The organism is Actinosynnema mirum DSM 43827 (assembly GCF_000023245.1).
Taxonomy (GTDB): domain Bacteria; phylum Actinomycetota; class Actinomycetes; order Mycobacteriales; family Pseudonocardiaceae; genus Actinosynnema; species Actinosynnema mirum.
In genome coordinates, this window is the sequence record NC_013093.1 from 3,540,951 (window position 1) to 3,555,880 (window position 14,930).

The window sequence follows — 14,930 nt, forward strand, 5'->3', positions numbered from 1 at the left end:
CTCACGGTTTGTTGTCGCACACCCTTGCTTGTTACGAATAGCGGGCAACAAGGACGACGAGGGGCGGAACGTGCGCGTACCTGCTTGGGCCCGAACGGCGGGAGCTCTGCTCTCCGCCACCCTGCTGACCACGGCGTGCTCGACCTCGCCCACCGCGCAGGGCGGCCCCGCGCCGACCGAGCTGCGGCTGGCCATCGGCGGCGAGTCCGAGGACGGCTACGACCCGACGCTCGGCTGGGGCCGCTACGGCTCCCCGCTGTTCCAGTCGACCCTGCTCGGCAGGGACGCCGACCTGAACCTGACCAACGACCTGGCCACCGGCCACTCGGTGAGCCCGGACGGTCTGGTGTGGACGGTCGACCTGCGGGCCGACGCGAAGTTCAGCGACGGGCAGCCGGTCACCGCGAAGGACGTCGCCTACACCTTCACCACCGCCGCCAAGAGCGGCGGCCTCACCGACGTGACCGTGCTCAAGGAGGCGGTCGTCGTCGACGAGGACACCGTCGAGCTGCGCCTGACCCAGCCGCAGAGCACGTTCGTCAACCGCCTGGTGTCGCTGGGCATCGTCCCCGAGCACGCGCACGGCGCCGACTACGCGCGCGAGCCGGTCGGGTCCGGGCCGTTCGTGCTGGAGCAGTGGGACGAGGGCCAGCAGCTCATCGTCAAGCGCAACGACGCCTACTACGGGCAGAAGCCCGCGTTCGAGCGCGTCGTGTTCGTGTTCACCGGCGAGGACGCCACCCTGGCCGCCGCCCGCTCCGGGCAGGTCCACGTGGCCTCGCTGCCGTCGTCGCTGGCCAGGACCGGGCTGCCCGGCATGGCGCTGCGGGACGTGGACTCGGTGGACAACCGGGGCATCTCGTTCCCGTACCTGCCCGCCGAGGGCCGCACCACCGCCGAGGGACGCCCGATCGGCAACGCCGTCACCTCGGACCGCGCCGTGCGCCAGGCCGTGAACTACGCGCTGGACCGGCAGGCGCTGGTCGACGGCGTGCTCGACGGCTTCGGCAGCCCCGCCACCGGCCCGGTCGACGGGATGCCGTGGTTCGAGCCGTCCGCCGCGATCGAGGACAACGACCCGGAGCGCGCCAAGAAGCTCCTGGACGAGGCGGGCTGGACCGACCCGGACGGTGACGGCGTGCGCGAGCGCGCGGGTGTGAAGGCCGAGTTCCCCCTGCTCTACCCGGCCAGCGACTCGCTGCGCCAGGGCCTGGCGCTGGCCGTGGTCGACATGCTCAAGCCGATCGGGATCGCGGTCTCCGCGCAGGGCGAGAGCTGGGAGGTCATCCGCACCCGGATGCACGCCGAGCCGGTCCTGTTCGGCTGGGGCAGCCACGACCCGACCGAGATGCACACCCTGTACTCGTCGGCCCGCGCGGGCGTCGAGCTGTGGAACCCCGGCTTCTACGCCAACCCGGCGGTGGACGCGCACCTGGACGCCGCGATGGCCACCACCGACCCCGAGGTCGCCACCCGCGAGTGGAAGGCCGCCCAGTTCGACGGGGCGCAGGGCTTCTCCGCGCAGGGCGACGCCGCGTGGGCCTGGCTGGTCAACCTCAAGCACACCTACTTCGCCAACCAGTGCCTGGACCTCGGCCCCGAGCAGGTCGAGCCGCACGGCCACGGCTGGCCGGTCACCTGGAACATCGCCGCCTGGCGCTGGACTTGCTGAACCCGGACGAGACCGGCGGCCTCGGCGGCGCGGCCAAGCTCGGCGCGGCGGGGGAGCCCGGAGACGGGATCGACCGCCCCGACGAGCAGGCCGCCCGCCAGGGCCGCTCGCGCGGCGCGCGCACCCCGGTGGTGCGCGTGGTGGCCAAGCTCGGCCGCCTGGCGCTGCTGCTGGCCGCCGTCGCCGCGGGCACGTTCACGCTGATGGTCAACTCGCCGGTGGACCCGGTGAGCGCCTACGTCGGCGCGGACGTGGCGCGCCTGGGCCCCGAGCAGCGCGAGCTGATCGCCCAGCGCTGGGGCCTCGACGAGCCCGCGCCGCAGCGGTTCCTGTCCTGGCTGGGCAACCTGGTCCGGGGCGACTTCGGGTTCTCCCCGACGTTCAACCGCCCCGTGCTGGAGGTCGTCGGCGACCGGTTCACCGCGAGCCTGGGCCTGATGGCGCTGGCCTGGCTGCTGTCCGGGGTGCTCGGCTTCGCCCTCGGCGTCCTCGCGGGCGCCCGGCGCGGCAAGCCCACCGACCGGGTGATCACCTGGTGGGCGTACACGCTGGCGTCCGCCCCGGTGTTCTGGGTCGGCCTGCTGCTGCTCTACGTCTTCGCCGTGTCGCTGAACTGGGCCCCGGTGTGCTGCGCGGTGCCGATCGGCGTGCCCGCCGCCGAGGTCACCCTGCTGGACCGGCTCGGCCACCTCGCGCTGCCCGCGCTGACCCTGAGCGTGGTCGGCGTCGCGCCCGTCGTGCTGCACACCCGGCACGCCGTCGTCGAGGCGCTGGCCTCCGACCACGTCGCGTTCGCCCGCGCCCAGGGCGACCGGGGGATCGGCCTGGTCGTGAACCGGGTGCTGCGCAACGCCGCCGGTCCCGCGCTGCTGCTCCAGTTCGGCTCGCTCGGCGAGCTGTTCGGCGGCTCGGTGCTGGCCGAGCAGGTGTTCTCCTACCCCGGACTCGGGGCGGCGACCACGCAGGCGGCGATGTCCCAGGACGTGCCGCTGCTGCTGGGCATCGCCCTGTTCACCGCCGTGCTGGTGTTCGTCGGCAACACGATCGGAGACCGCGTGCACGCCGCCGTCGACCCGAGGGTCGCGCTCCGGGCCGGTGAGCGGTGAGCGCCCTGACCGCCGACCGCCGCACCCGGACCCTGGTGCTGCTGGGCTGCTCCCTGCTGGTCGTCGCGGCCGTGCTGGTCGCGGGCTCCCTGGCCGGCGACGCCGCGCAGACCACCGCGCTGTCCCAGCGCAACCAGCCGCCGTCCGCCGCGCACTGGTTCGGCACCGACTGGCTGGGCCGCGACGTGCTGGCCAGGACCCTGTCCGGGCTGCGGTTGAGCCTGCTGGTCGGCACCTGCGCGGCGGCGATCTCCGCGCTGGTCGCCCTGGTGCTGGCGTGCCTGGCCACGGTCGGCGGCAGGCGCGCCGACGCGGCCGTGGGCTGGCTGGTCGACCTGTTCCTGGCCCTGCCGCACCTGGTGCTGCTGATCCTGCTGGCGTTCGCGCTCGGCGGCGGCACCGGCTCGGTCATCCTCGCCGTCGCCCTGACCCACTGGCCGACCCTGACCCGCGTGCTGCGCGGGCGGGCGCGCGGAGTGGTCGGCTCGAACTACGCGCTCGTGGCCACCCAGCTCGGGCGCAGCCGGTGGTGGATCGCGCGCAAGCACGTCGCCGGTCACCTGACCGGGCAGTTCCTGGTCGGCCTGGTGCTGCTGTTCCCGCACGCGATCCTGCACGAGGCGGCCCTGTCGTTCCTGGGCATGGGCGTGGACCCGGCGCAGCCGTCGATCGGGGTGCTGCTGTCGGAGTCGATGCGGTTCCTGTCGGCGGGCGCGTGGTGGCTGGCGCTGCTGCCCGGCGCGTGCCTGCTGCTGGTCGTGAAGGCCGTGGACGGCGTCGGCGAGCACCTGCGCGCGCTGCTGGACCCGAGGAGCCACCACCTGTGAGCCTGCTGGAGATCGACGCGCTGGGCGTGCGGTTCGGCCAGTACGAGCGCGGGCTGCGCCGCCGGACCGTGGTGGCGCTGTCGGGCATGGACCTGCGCGCCGACCGGGGCGAGGTGGTGGCGCTGGTCGGCGCGAGCGGGGCGGGCAAGACGCTGCTGGCGCACGCCGTGCTGGGGATGCTGCCGCCCAACGCCGAGGAGAGCGGCGAGGTGCGCTTCGCCGGTGAGGTCGTGAGCCCGGACGCGCGGCGCGCGCTGGCCGGTCGGGAGCTCGCGCTGCTGCCGCAGGCCGCCTCCTTCCTGGACCCGGTGACGCCCGTGGGCAAGCAGGTGCGCCGCTCGGCGAGGCTGGCGGGCGCGGCCGACCCGAGGGCGGCGGCGCTGGAGGCGCTGGCCTCGCGCGGGCTGGGGCCGGAGGTGGCGCGGCTGCACCCGCACCAGCTGTCCGGCGGCATGGCGCGCCGGGCGCTGGCCGCGATGGCGCTCATGGCCGACCCGGCGCTGGTGCTGGCCGACGAGCCGACGCCCGGCCTGCCGCCGGAGTCGGTGCGCGCGGTGCTGGCCGACCTGCGCCGGGTCGCCGACGAGGGCCGCGCGGTCGTGCTGATCACGCACGAGCTGACCGGGGCGCTGGAGATCGCCGACCGGGTGGTGATCTGCCGCGACGGGCGGACCGTGGACGAGGCCGACCCCGCGGACTTCCGGGGCGACGGCGGGGCGCTGGCGCACCCGTACACGCGGGCGCTGTGGAACGCGCTGCCCGCCAACGGTTTCCACGTGCCCGGTGAGCTGGAGGGGGAGCGGTGAGCCTGCGCGCGCGGGACGTGTGGTTCCGGTACGGCCGGACCGGGCCGTGGGTGGTGCGCGGCGTCGACCTGGACGTCGAGCCCGGCGAGGTGGTCGGCTTGCACGGGGCGAGCGGGTCGGGCAAGAGCACGCTCGGCAGGCTGCTCGCGGGGCTGGACCGGCCGCGTCGTGGCGTGGTGGAGGCGGACGGCGCCGCGCCCCGGCCCGGCGAGGGCGTGCCGAACCCGGTGCAGCTCGCCTTCCAGGACGCGCACTCGGCGATGGACCCCCGGTGGCGGGTGTCCGAGGTGCTGGCGGAGACCGCGCCGGGCGGTGGCGCTGAGGTCGCCGCGCTGGACCCGGTGCTGGTGCCGCCCGCCCTGCTGGACCGGTTCCCGCACGAGATCAGCGGCGGCGAGGCCCAGCGGGTGAACCTGGCCCGCGCGCTGCTGACCTCGCCGCGCTACCTGGTGGCCGACGAGATCACCGCGAGCCTGGACGCGATCACCCAGGCGGTGATCTGGCGGCTGCTGCTGGAGCGGGTGCGGGCGGACCGGATCGGCGTGCTGGCGGTCTCGCACGACCGGCCGCTGCTCGACGCCGTCGCGGACCGGGTGGTCGACCTGGCCGCGCTGCAGGCCGAACCCGCTCGGTGATCCCACGCCCTCGGACGGGTGGCCTCCTGCGCCCGTCCGAGTGGTGTCCGCGCGCACGGCGGACGGAGCGTGCAAAACGGGCAGACAGTCCCGCCTCCCGGTGTTACACCTGGCTCACCAGTGCTTGTGGTAGCTAACCAAACCGGCTGGAGGCGGCCATGTGCGGCATCACCGGGTGGGTCTCCCACGACTCCGACCTCACCACGCGCCCCGGCGCCGGGGACGCCCTGGCCGGGATGACCGCCACCATGGCCTGCCGAGGCCCGGACGACTCCGGGACCTGGTGGCACCCGGACGCCGCCCTCGGCCACCGCAGGCTCGCCGTCATCGACCTGCCCGGCGGTCGCCAGCCGATGGTCCTGCCCACCCCGCGCGGCGACCTCTGCCTGGTCTACAGCGGCGAGACCTACAACCACGCCGAGCTGCGCGCCGAGCTGACCGCCCTGGGCCACACCTGGCGCACCGCCAGCGACACCGAGGTCGTCCTGCACGGCTACCTGGAGTGGGGCGAGCGCGTCGTCGAGCACCTCAACGGCATGTACGCCTTCGCCGTCTGGGACTCCCGCGACCGGACCCTCCTGCTGGCCCGCGACCGCATGGGCGTCAAACCCCTCTACTACCGCCCCACCCCGGACGGCGTGCTGTTCGGCTCCGAGCCCAAGGCGGTCCTGGCCCACCCGCTGGCGGAGCGCGCCGTGGACGACGACGGCCTGCGCGAGCTGCTCCTGCCCACCCAGCGGCCCGGCTGGTCGCTGTGGAAGGACCTCGTCCCGGTCGAGCCCGGAACCACCGTCACGGTCAGCCGCTCCGGGATCCGCGCCCGCACCTACTGGTCCCTGCGCACCACCCCGCACGCCGACGACCGCGACACCACCGTCGCCACCGTCCGCGAGCTGCTCACCGACACCGTCCGCCGCCAGCTCGTCGCCGACGTGCCCCGCTGCGTCCTACTCTCCGGCGGCCTGGACTCCAGCGCCATCACCGGTCTCGCGGCGGCCGAGCTGACCGAGCCGGTCCGCACCTTCTCCGTCGACTTCCCCGGCCAGGAGGAGAACTTCGCCCCGGACGACCTGCGCCCCACGCCGGACGCGCCGTACGTCCGCGACGTCGTCGGGCTCGTCGGGTCCGACCACCACGACGTCCTGCTCGACCCGGCCCACCTCACCGACCCGGACACCCGCCGCGCCGTCCTCACCGCGCGCGACGCCCCCACCGGCGCGGGGGACCTGGATGTGTCGCTGCACCTGCTGTTCAAGGCGATCCGGGCGGACTCGACCGTGGCGCTGTCGGGGGAGTCGGCGGACGAGGTGTTCGGCGGCTACCGCTGGTTCCACGACGGCTCGGCCGAGGTCGACGGGTTCCCCTGGATGGTCGCGTTCCGGGAGTCGGGCTCCGGCGCGGCCTCCCCGTACCGGGCGGACCTGATGCGACGCCTGGACCTGGGCTCCTACGTCCGGGACGAGTACCGCGCGGCCGTGGCGCGGGTCGAGCCGCTGGAGGGCGAGTCGGCGCGCGAGGCGCGGATGCGCGTGGTGTGCCACCTGCACCTGACCCGGTTCGTGCGGATGCTGCTGGACCGCAAGGACCGCATGTCCATGGCCGTGGGCCTGGAGGTGCGCGTCCCGTTCTGCGACCACCGGCTGGTCGAGTACGCCTACAACGCGCCCTGGGCGCTGAAGACCTTCGACGGCAGGGAGAAGAGCCTGCTGCGCCACGCCACCGCGCACGTGCTGCCCGCGTCGGTGCGCGACCGCGTGAAGAGCCCGTACCCGTCGACCCAGGACCCCGGTTACGCCGCGGCCCTGCAGCGGCAGGTCGCCCAGGTGCTCGCCGAACCGGGGCACCCGGTGTTCGACCTCGTTGACCGGGAGCGGGCGCGGCTGCTGGTCGGGACCGACCCCGCGCGGGTGGGCCCGGCGCAGCGCTTCGCCCTCGACCGGGTGCTGGACTTGAGCCACTGGTTCGACCTCTACCGGCCGCGCCTGCTCGCGTCCTGAGGCCGCGCCACGCGTGTCACCCCTATCTTCGGCGAGCAACAACACACACCCCGCCGCGAGCCCGGAAACCTTTGTCCGCCAATGGTTTCCGGGCTTCGCGCCGGTAGTGGTCCCGCGCGTGCCCCCGATTCCCCTTGTGGTGGAACAGAAATTTCCACCGAACGGGTGACGGAGTTCCGCCGTTGCGCCATTTCCCTTACCTGACCGCACTTCTCGGGGGTAACGCCGCGTGCCGGATGGCCGATGCACAGCTCGTACGTGAGGAGGGTCCTTGTCGCAGCACAGCACCGAATCCGCTCTCGGGGTCGACCCCGACGTCCTGGCCGCCATCGCGGCGAGGCTGCGCGAGCTGCGCGCCCGCCTCGACGTCGAGCCCGCCGACACCCGGCTCGACGTGCCCACCTCGGGCTCGGACCTGGTGTCCGGCGCGCTGGAGGACTTCACCGCCCGGTGCGCCGAGGGCAGGCAGCGGATCGGCGAGGAGCTGGAGGCCGTCGCCGCCGCGTTCGACGCCTCCGCCGCCAAGTGCCTGCGCGCCGACCACGACGGCGCGCTCGCCCTCGCCCAGCTGCTCGGCCGGAGTGCCCCGTGACCACCCTGCCCAGGCTCGCGCGTGTCGCCGCGCCCGGTGACCCCGGCGGAGTGCGCCGCGCCTCGGCCGCGCTCGCCGAGGCGGGCGAGGAGGCCGACGCGGTGCGCGCGGCGCTGCGCGCGGTCGGCGACGTGCTGTCCATGTGGCCGGGCGCCGACGGGTTCCGGGGCAGGCTCGAACGGGTCTGCGCCGACCTCGGCGTCCTGGTCACCGCGCACGCCACCGCAGCCAAGGCGCTGTCCGGCTACGCGACCGAGCTGGCCCCCGCCCGCGCCCGCGCCGGTTTCGCCCAGGCCCGCGCCGCCTCGGCCGCCGAGGAGGAGGCCGACGCCGGGCGCAGGGCCCGTGCCGCCGACGCCGAGGCCACCGCGCACGGCAACCGGGCGCTGCAGGCCGTGCAGCGGGTCGGGTACGCCAAGAACCAGCTCGTCATCGCCACCCTCGTCGGCGACGACAAGGCCGCCGACGACCTGAGCTCGCGCATCGAGACCGAGGAGCGGCTGGCGCGCGTCGCGGGCGCCGAGCACGAGCAGGCGCAGGAGCGGGCGAAGCTGGCGCAGTCCGAGCGCGAGGAGGCCGCGCGCAGGCTCGGCGCGGCCAAGGAGCTGGCCGAGCAGGCCAGGAACCTGCGCGAGACGGCGGCCCGCGTCGCCGCCGGGGTGCTGCGCGAGGCGGTGGAGCACGCGGTGGGCGAGTTCGCGGTCGGCGCGCTGGAGAGCGCGGAACCGGCGGCGGTGGGGGAGTTGGGCGGCGGGGAGGCGACGGGCGGCGGCGAGAGGGTCGAGGACGCGCCGGCCGTGCCACGCGCCGCGGTGGGAGCGCTCCAGGTGCTGTCGCGGGGGGAGCCGGCCCCGGACGCCGAGGTCGACGCCGATGCCGATGCGGCCACCACCACCGCCTCCGCAGCCGCCACCGACGCCGCAGCTGTGGAGACCGAGCCCGCCGATGCTGGGCGTCCCGCCACCGAGCCCACTGCCGCTGGGCCTGCCGACACCAATCCTGATGCCGCTGATGATGCCGCCGGTCCGGATGCCGCCGGGCCCGCTGACACCGGGAGCGTGGTGCCCGAGCTCCCGGCCGCCCGTGCCCCGCTGGCACTGCTCCCCGCCGTCGCGGCGGGGGAGTCCGAGCCGGTCGAGCGCGTGGGCAGCCACCGCGCCGCCGACCCGACCCCGGCGGGCGACGCCGAGGACCCCGTGCTGTCCGGGACCATCGACGTGGAGTGGTTGACCGCCGACGTCCTCCTGAGCCCCGCCGGGCCGCCCGAGGACCTCGCCGACTGGGCCGAGTTCGAGTCGCTGGCGGGCGTGGTCCTGCTCGGCGACCGCATCCGCCCGCCCGGCGCCGACCTCGACGAGCTGGCCGAGGTCCTGTCCCTGGACACCCGCCTGCGCGACCAGCTCCCACCCCGCGAGCAGACCCCGCTCGCCCCCGAACCCTCGGCCGCCGCCCCCTTGGCGGCCGAGGCCCTCTTCGCCGAGCCCGCAGCCGCCGAGCCAGCGACCGCCAGTTCCGCGACCGCCGGGTCTGCCGTTGAGGGGCCTGCCGCCAAGGGGGGTGCGGCCAAGTCCGCCTCCGCCGAGCCCACCCCCGCCAAGCCGTCCCCGGCCGAGAACCCGGCCCTGCCCGCCGTCGCGGAGCGCACCCCGCCCCGCCCGGCGGGCAAGGTCTCGGCGGCGCTGCGCCTCCCGGCCGGGTGGATCGAGATCGACCCCCGCTCGGACGCCCCGCTGCCCAGCGCGGCCCTGTCCGCCAGGGCGCAGCGGGCCGAGGCCGAGCGGGTCGCCAAGCTCGCCGGTCCGGTGGCGCTCGAACTGCGCAAGCTCTCCGAGGGCTCCGAACCGCTCCTCGCCGCCGTCTGGGCCGGTGGCGGCGACCTGGCCCCGCCCGCGCTCACGGCGGGCGCGCTGCTCGCGGTGTCGCCTGCGGTCGGCGGGTTGGCGCAGGTGTGGGCGTCGATCGAGCGCGCTCCCGGCGCGGGCGAGGTCACGGTGTCCTCGGTCGAGCTGCCGGGGGGCGTGGCGCTGCTGGCCACCACCGAGGTCGACCTGCCCGCCCCGGACCTGCCCGCCCCCGACCTGCCGGAACCCGACCTGCCCACCCCGGACCGCGCCCTGGTCAGCCGCTACTTCCTGCGCCTGCCGAACAGCGACCGGGTCGCCGTGCTGTCCTTCACCACCCCGAACACCGAGCTGGCCGACCGCTTCGGCGAGGTCTTCGCCGCGATCGCCGCGAGCCTGCGCTTCCACGCCGCCTGACCCCCGCCCGCCGCGCCTCCCGGAGCGGCGGACGGCCGAGCCCCGCACCGGGACCGCCGGGCTGCCCGACCTCCACCGCGAGGTCCGCGCGCACGCCGAGGAGCGCTGACCGCGCGCGGTCAGCGCTCCTCGGAAAACAGGTCAGGCGACGGCGGTGGTGGTGGCCACGAGCCCCACCCCCGCCGCGATGAGCGCCATCCCGGCCAGGGTGCCCGGCGCGATCGGGTCGGCGAACAGCACCCGACCCGCCACCGCGACCAGCGCGATGCCGCCACCGGCCCAGATGGCGTAGGTGATCGCGACCGGCAGCCCGAGCCGGATCACCTGCGCCTCCAGGTAGAACGCGATGCCGTAACCGACCACCAGTCCGAGGACCGGCAGCGGTTTCGTGAAGCCGTGCGAGGCTTTCAGGCACAACGTGGCGAAGACCTCGCTGCACACGGCGAGGCTGAGCAGGAACCACTTGAGCATGGAGTTGTCCCGGAGTCCGGAGGGAGGCGTGGGCTGGGGTGAGCAGCCTGGGCGTCAACCGCCGCGGGTGGGGAAGTGGACTCGCAGGACGAATTTGGAGGGGCCGTCAGGTGTCGTCGCGCGACACACGGAACATCACCCTTACGCCAGGAAAGTGGCCCTTGGTGGCCTGAGGTGAGGATACCCGCGACCGCCGGGGCCGCAAGGAGGTTCACCCGAGGGCCGGGCGAACAGCCTCACCCGAGCACGTCCCGCACCGCCAGCGCCAACCGCTCCGCGACCACCGCGACCTGCTCCTCGGTGATCACCAGCGGCGGCCCGAGCAGCAGCACGTCCCCGTCGCGCCCGTCCGCGCACCCGGTCGAGTGGTACACCAGCAGCCCGCGCTCCCGAGCCGCCGCCACCACCCGCTCGGCCACCCGCTCCGCGCGCGGGAACGGCGCCCTGGTCGCCAGGTCCGCCACCAGCTCCACGCCGCGCAGCAACCCGATCCCGCGCACGTCCCCGACCGCGTGGTGCCCGCCCAGCCGCTCCCGCAGGCACGCGTCCAGCACCGCCCCGACCCGCTCGGACGCCGCGACGAGCCCCCGCTCGGACAGCACCCGCAGCACCGCCCGCCCGGCCGCCGCGCCGACCGCGTGGTGCGAGTTGGTGAACCCGTGCGTGAACGCCCCGATCGCCTCCCGCACCCGCCCCGAGCACACCGCGAGCCCCAGCGGCCAGTACCCGGACGACGCGCCCTTCGCCGCCACCAGCAGGTCCGGCCGCACCCCCCAGTGCTCGCACGCGAACCACCGCCCGGTGCGCCCGAACCCGGTCATCACCTCGTCCGCGACCAGCAGCACCCCGCGCTCCCGGCACACCCGCGCCACGGCAGGCCAGTACTCCTCGTCCGGCACGCACGCGCCCAGCCCCGCGCCCGCCACCGGTTCCGCGACGAACGCCGCCACGTCGTCGGTCAGCAGCTCGTCCAGCCGCCGCGCGTGCCACGTCCCGCAGCCCACCGGGTGCTCCGGAGCCGGGCAGCGGTACTCGTAGGGCGCGGTCGCCCGCCGGGTCGCGCCCAGCCACGGCAGGTACGGCGCGCGCAGCCCGTCCCGCCCCGACACGTCCAGCGCCCCGCGCGTGCTGCCGTGGTACGCGCCGCCGCGCGCCACCACCACGTGCCGCTCCCGGCCCTGCGCGAGGTGGAAGGCCCGCGCCATCTTCAGCGCCGTCTCCACCGCCTCGCTGCCCCCGGACACCGGGTACACGCGCGGGTCGTCCACCGGCAGCAGCGGCGCCAGCTCGTCCGCGTACGCGTCGACCTCGGCGCTGCGCATCGCGGTCGGGTGCACGTAGGCGACCTTCCTGGCCTGCGCCGCGATCGCGTCCACGACCTCGCCGACGCCGTGCCCGATCGAGGTCACCACGGCCCCGCCGGACCCGTCCAGGTACTCGCGGCCGTCGGTGTCCACGACCACCGCGCCGCCGGCGTGCGAGGCGGTGGGCAGGCCGGTGGCGCGGGCGAACACGTGCCCGCCCGCGCCACCGGTCGACCCGCTGCTCACCCCACCACCGCCGCCAGCGCCTCGCCGAGCACGCGCAGCCCGGTGTCGGCCTCGGCCTCGGTGATCACCAGCGGCGGGGACACCCGGATGCTGCTCTCGCCGCACTCCAGCACCAGCAGCCCGCGCTCGAACGCCGCCTGCTGCACCGCCTCGGCCAGCTCCGCCGTGGCCAGCTCGACGCCGAGCATCAGCCCGACGCCGCGCACGTCCACGATCGCCTCCGGCCAGCGCGCCTGGAACTCGCGCAGCCCGGCGGTCAGCCGCTCGCCGACGGTGGTCGCGTTGGCCAGCAGCCCCTCGGACCCGATGACCTCCAGCGTCGCCAGGCCCGCCGCGCACGGCACCGGGCTGCCGCCGTAGGTGGACCCGTGCGCGCCCGCGGGCCAGGTCTCCATCAGGTCCGCGCGCGCCACGAACGCGCCCAGGGGCAGGCCCGACGCGAGCCCCTTGGCGCTGAGCAGCACGTCCGGCCGCACCCCGGTGTGCTCGATCGCCCACATCTTCCCGGTGCGCCCGACCCCGGACTGGACCTCGTCGGCCACCAGCAGGATGCCGTGCCGGTCGCACAGCTCCCGCAGCCGCGCCAGCCAGCCCTCCGGCGGCACGATGTACCCGCCCTCGCCCTGCACCGGCTCCACGAAGATCGCCGCGACCTCGTCGGGGGAGACGACGTGCCGGAACAGCACGTCCTCCAAGTGCTCGAACGTGGCGTCACTGCCGTACGGGGCGTGCAGGATGCCGGGCAGCAGCGGCCCGAACCCCTTGTGGTACTTGGACTTCGACGCGGTCAGCGACACCGCGCCGTAGCTGCGGCCGTGGAACGAGCCGTAGAAGCTGATCGCGTACTGCCGGCCGGTGGCGTGCCTGGCGAGCTTGAGCGCGCCCTCCACCGCCTCGGTCCCGGAGTTGGTCAGGAACACCCGCGCGGGGCCGTCGATCGGCGCGGTGTCCGCCAGCGCCTTGCACATCTCCGAGTAGATCGGCAGGTAGAAGTCGCTGGCCGAGTAGTGCAGCAGCTCCTCGCTCTGCCGCCGCACCGCCTCCACCACGCGCGGGTGCGCGTGCCCGGTGGAGTTGACCGCGATGCCCGCGTTGAAGTCCAGGAACAGGTTGCCGTCGACGTCCTCGATGACGCAGCCCCGGCCGCGCCGGGGCACCAGCGGGTAGGCCCTGGGCAGGGAGCGGCTGGTGACGGCCTCGTCGCGGGCCAGCACCTCGCGGGCCCGAGGTCCGGGAAGCTCGGTGCGCAGCAGCGGCGCGGTCGTGGTGGTGCCCACGGTGTTCGTCGTGCTCATCGGGCCACCACCGTTCGGGACTGCTCGCGCAGGTAGAGCTGCACGTAGTGCGGTCCGCCCCCGGCCTTGCCGGTGCTGCCGGACCCCTTCCAGCCGCCGAAGGGCTGCACCCCCGGCCACGCACCCGTCGTCGCGCCAGCCGCCCGGTTCACGTACACCACCCCCGCCTCGATCTCGTCCAGGAACCGCTCGACGTCGGCGTCGTCGCCGGAGAACAGCCCGGCGGTGAGCCCGAAGTCGGTGTCGTTGGCCAGCGCCAGCGCCTCGTCGAGCGAGTCGACGGGCGCGATGGCCATCAGCGGCACGAACAGCTCGTCGCGGAACAGCCGGTCGTCCACCGGGACGCCCGTGACGATGGTCGGCGCGACGTAGTGCCCGTCGGCGCGGCCGTCGCCCGCGCCCAGCACCTCGCCGCCCGCCACGACCTGCCCGACCTCGCGGGCGTGCGCGACGGCGTCGGAGAACCGGGCGACCGCGTCGGCGTCCACCACCGGCCCGACGAACACCGGGCGCTCCAGCGGGTCGCCCACGACCAGCTCGGCGGTCTTCGCGACCAGCTTGGCCACCAGCTCGTCGTGCACGTCGCGGTGCACGTAGACCCGCGAGCAGGCCGAGCACTTCTGCCCGGAGAACCCGAACGCGGAGCGCGCGATGCCCGTCGCCGCGACGTCGAGGTCGGCGTCGGCGGTGACGATGGCGGGGTTCTTGCCGCCCATCTCGCACACCACCGGCTTCGGGTAGGCGCCCGCGAACGAGCGGTACACCTCCATGCCCGCCGCGTGCGAGCCGGTGAACGTCAGCCCGTCCACGCCGGGGTGCGCGACCAGGGCCTTGCCGGTGTCGTCGCCGCCGGGCAGCAGGTGCAGCGCGTTCGCGGGCACCCCGGCCTCGCGCAGGCACTCCACCAGCTTCGCGGCGCTGAACGTGCCCTGCGTGCTGGGCTTGAGCACGGTCGAGTTGCCCGCGACCAGCGCGGCGCCCAGCGGTCCGGCCGCCAGCGCGGAGGGGAAGTTGAACGGGCTGATCACGCCCCACACGCCGTGCGGGCGCAGCACGCTGCGGGTGTGCTCGCGCTCGGACAGGCGCGCCATGTCGGCGGTGAACCCGTCGTGCTCCTCGAACCGGTCGCAGTAGTAGCGGATCAGGTCGGCGGACTCCTCGACGTCGCCGAGCGCCTCGAGGCGGTTCTTGCCGACCTCCATGGTCATCAGGGCGGCCAGCTCGCCGGAGCGCTCGCTGATCAGGTCGGCCGCCGCGCGCAGCACCCGCAGCCGCTCGGCCCGCGGGGCCCAGGACACGGCGGTCGCGGCGGCGCGCACGGCGTCGTCCACGTCCCGCGCGGTCGCGGTGTGGCCCTGGCACAGCACGAGGGAGGTGTCGGCCGGGCTGGTGACGGTGAACAGCTCGCCGGTGCTCCTGGACTCGCCGCCCACGTCGACGGGTATCACCCGGCCCAACCACGACCGGGCGGTGTCCGCGCCGCGCTCGTAGTGGGTGTGCAGGGCCTCGTTGTCGGCGGTCAGGGTGGCGTAGGTGACCCGCGGGCGTTCGGCGTCGGCCATCGTGTCGCTCCATCCTCGTGGACTGCGCGGCTGGGCAACCCTAGGACGGATTCCGTGGCCGTGTCGACGCTTGCCCCGAAGCTCTTTCGTGCACAGGCGCGTGCGCCGCAGTTCTTCCGGGTTTTGTTCTGTCTGGCCGAAGCTCTTGCGCTCCATCGC

12 protein-coding genes are annotated in these 14,930 nt (G+C 75.1%); 8 read left to right on the top strand and 4 right to left on the bottom strand.

The window, feature by feature from the left end:
* Positions 1-70 precede the first annotated feature (70 nt).
* From AMIR_RS15330 to AMIR_RS42755, 8 genes are all read left to right on the top strand, one after another.
* Entirely contained in the window at positions 71-1,672 is a 1,602-nt protein-coding gene (locus AMIR_RS15330; RefSeq protein ID WP_118946364.1) for an ABC transporter substrate-binding protein, read from the top strand.
* Complete coding sequence (locus AMIR_RS15335) at positions 1,666-2,778, top strand: ABC transporter permease (RefSeq protein ID WP_015801872.1); 1,113 nt, start codon at positions 1,666-1,668, stop codon at positions 2,776-2,778. Before AMIR_RS15330 ends, AMIR_RS15335 begins: the two co-directional genes overlap by 7 nt.
* Positions 2,775-3,605: an ABC transporter permease gene (locus tag AMIR_RS15340; RefSeq protein ID WP_015801873.1), complete on the top strand. Its 831-nt coding sequence runs from the start codon at positions 2,775-2,777 to the stop codon at positions 3,603-3,605. Before AMIR_RS15335 ends, AMIR_RS15340 begins: the two co-directional genes overlap by 4 nt.
* Entirely contained in the window at positions 3,602-4,411 is an 810-nt protein-coding gene (locus AMIR_RS15345) for an ATP-binding cassette domain-containing protein (RefSeq protein WP_015801874.1), read from the top strand. Before AMIR_RS15340 ends, AMIR_RS15345 begins: the two co-directional genes overlap by 4 nt.
* Entirely contained in the window at positions 4,408-5,046 is a 639-nt protein-coding gene (locus AMIR_RS15350) for an ABC transporter ATP-binding protein (RefSeq protein WP_015801875.1), read from the top strand. Before AMIR_RS15345 ends, AMIR_RS15350 begins: the two co-directional genes overlap by 4 nt.
* A gap of 158 nt (positions 5,047-5,204) precedes the next feature.
* Positions 5,205-7,043, top strand: coding sequence for an asparagine synthase (glutamine-hydrolyzing) (gene asnB / locus AMIR_RS15355; protein WP_015801876.1), 1,839 nt, complete (start codon positions 5,205-5,207; stop codon positions 7,041-7,043).
* A 271-nt stretch (positions 7,044-7,314) separates the two neighbouring features.
* The gene (locus AMIR_RS15360; protein WP_015801877.1) at positions 7,315-7,635 is read left to right on the top strand and encodes a hypothetical protein; all 321 of its coding nucleotides are present in this window, start codon (positions 7,315-7,317) and stop codon (positions 7,633-7,635) included.
* Positions 7,632-9,893: a hypothetical protein gene (locus AMIR_RS42755; protein WP_015801878.1), complete on the top strand. Its 2,262-nt coding sequence runs from the start codon at positions 7,632-7,634 to the stop codon at positions 9,891-9,893. Before AMIR_RS15360 ends, AMIR_RS42755 begins: the two co-directional genes overlap by 4 nt.
* Positions 9,894-10,034: 141 nt before the next feature.
* On the opposite strand, the gene AMIR_RS15370 is transcribed toward AMIR_RS42755, so the two are convergent.
* The 4 genes from AMIR_RS15370 to AMIR_RS15385 all read right to left on the bottom strand — a co-directional run bounded on the left by AMIR_RS15370 (position 10,035) and on the right by AMIR_RS15385 (position 14,771).
* The gene (locus AMIR_RS15370) at positions 10,035-10,364 is read right to left on the bottom strand and encodes a DMT family transporter (protein ID WP_015801879.1); all 330 of its coding nucleotides are present in this window, start codon (positions 10,362-10,364) and stop codon (positions 10,035-10,037) included.
* 236 nt (positions 10,365-10,600) lie between these two features.
* Positions 10,601-11,914 (bottom strand): aminotransferase family protein, encoded by a 1,314-nt coding sequence (locus AMIR_RS15375; protein ID WP_015801880.1) that lies wholly within the window; start codon positions 11,912-11,914, stop codon positions 10,601-10,603.
* Positions 11,911-13,209 carry an aminotransferase class III-fold pyridoxal phosphate-dependent enzyme gene (locus tag AMIR_RS15380; RefSeq protein ID WP_015801881.1) on the bottom strand — a complete coding sequence of 433 codons (1,299 nt, stop codon included), beginning with the start codon at positions 13,207-13,209 and terminating at the stop codon, positions 11,911-11,913. Before AMIR_RS15380 ends, AMIR_RS15375 begins: the two co-directional genes overlap by 4 nt.
* Positions 13,206-14,771, bottom strand: coding sequence for an aldehyde dehydrogenase family protein (locus AMIR_RS15385; RefSeq protein WP_015801882.1), 1,566 nt, complete (start codon positions 14,769-14,771; stop codon positions 13,206-13,208). The genes AMIR_RS15380 and AMIR_RS15385 overlap by 4 nt, the downstream gene beginning before the upstream one ends.
* Positions 14,772-14,930: the final 159 nt, after the last annotated feature.

What these genes read in the sequence shown, in the direction of transcription:
- asnB (WP_015801876.1), top strand. Translation starts at nt 5,205, where the DNA reads ATGTGCGGCATCACCGGGTGGGTCTCCCACGACTCCGACCTCACCACG.
- AMIR_RS15385 (WP_015801882.1), bottom strand. Translation starts at nt 14,771, where the DNA reads ATGGCCGACGCCGAACGCCCGCGGGTCACCTACGCCACCCTGACCGCC.
- AMIR_RS15370 (WP_015801879.1), bottom strand. Translation starts at nt 10,364, where the DNA reads ATGCTCAAGTGGTTCCTGCTCAGCCTCGCCGTGTGCAGCGAGGTCTTC.
- AMIR_RS15380 (WP_015801881.1), bottom strand. Translation starts at nt 13,209, where the DNA reads ATGAGCACGACGAACACCGTGGGCACCACCACGACCGCGCCGCTGCTG.